This window comes from Ammoniphilus resinae (assembly GCF_017873965.1).
Classification (GTDB): Bacteria; Bacillota; Bacilli; order Aneurinibacillales; family RAOX-1; genus Ammoniphilus_A; species Ammoniphilus_A resinae.
Map to the genome: position 1 here is coordinate 1 of NZ_JAGGKT010000056.1, position 1,474 is coordinate 1,474.

The 1,474-nt window shown below is 37.4% G+C and carries 1 protein-coding gene; it reads left to right on the forward strand.

What is annotated here, in order from left to right:
• The first annotated feature begins 100 nt into the window (after positions 1 to 100).
• Positions 101 to 1,437, forward strand: a protein-coding gene (locus J2Z37_RS25370) for an IS3 family transposase (RefSeq protein WP_245204269.1) whose coding sequence is annotated in 2 segments (ribosomal slippage) — positions 101 to 485 and positions 485 to 1,437 — 1,338 coding nt in all. Because the reading frame shifts where the segments join, the coding sequence is not laid out codon by codon here.
• The last annotated feature ends 37 nt before the right edge of the window (positions 1,438 to 1,474 follow it).

The window sequence follows — 1,474 nt, forward strand, 5'->3', positions numbered from 1 at the left end:
TAAAATGTACCCTATAGAGTAGACACATTAAAAAAAGTCTACCTATGGGGTACTTTTTTGTATAATAAGCAGATACAACACGGAGAAACTGGAGAAGGTTATGAGCAAAAAGAAGTTCACAGAGAAAGAGATAAAACAACTAAAAGGAAACCCTTACGTAAAATCAGTAAGCACAAAGGCAATCACCTATACTGATGAGTTCAAACGAATTTTCATTGTTGAATATGAAAAAGGTAAATTTCGGAAACAGATATTTGAGGAACATGGATTTGATATAGATGTGATCGGAGCACAAAGAGTTAAATGCTCGGCAGAAAGATGGATCAAAGCCTATCGAGAAATCGGTTTGGATGGTCTTCGTGACACTAGAGCTGGACATTCTGGCCGCCCTCGTGAAAAGGAATTGACCCTAGAGGAGAAGTATGCCCGTTTGGAGGCTCAAAACAAGTTATTAAAGGCGGAGAATGAACTTTTAAAAAAGATACAAATGGCAGAAAGGGGGTTAAAGGAAAGGCAGTAGTCATACCTCCTAGCCAGAAATTTATTCTTATCCGTTCGGTTATTGAAAAGTACCAACTTAATCATATGGTTACTTACCTATGTACCATTGCAGGTGTCTCACGGAGTGGTTATTATAATTATTTCTCTGCTAAATCACAGAAGCGTAGAAAGGAGAACGATCAAAAGGATGAAATTGCAAAAGAAATCATCTTGAAGGCTTTTCACTTTAAAGGCCGTAAGAAAGGTGCTCGTCAAATTAAAATGACATTGGCGGGTCAATTTGAGGTTGTCTACAATTTGAAACGTATTCGAAGAATTATGAAGAAGTACGATATTATCTGCCCTATTAGAAAGGCAAATCCTTATAGACGGATGATGAAAGCCACACAAGAACATCGAGTTGTACCAAACCTATTAAATCGACAATTTAAGCAGAATGTTCCTGGAAAAGTACTTCTCACTGATATCACCTATTTATATTACGGAAAGGGCGAGAAAGCCTATTTATCCACGATAAAAGATGCGTCAACCAATGAAATCTTAGCTTACCATGTGTCGAATCGTATCACCATGGATTTAGCTACAGACACCCTTCTTAAATTAAAAAAGAATCGAAACTTTAGGAAGGTAAAAGATGCCTTGATCCACTCCGATCAAGGTACACATTACACTCACCCTGGCTTTCAAAAACTAGTGAATAAACTTGGATTACGTCAATCAATGTCCAGACGAGGAAACTGTTGGGATAACGCTCCACAAGAATCGTTCTTTGGTCATTTTAAGGATGAAGCTGTGATTAAGGTTTGTACTAATTTAGAAGAACTTAAACGTGAAATTAAAAACTACATGACGTACTACAACCACTACCGATACCAATGGGGTTTAAAAAAGATGACCCCTGTTCAATTCAGAGATCATCTTCTTAGAGCTGCCTAGACTTTTTTATAGCGTCCTTTACAAAGGGTACATTTTA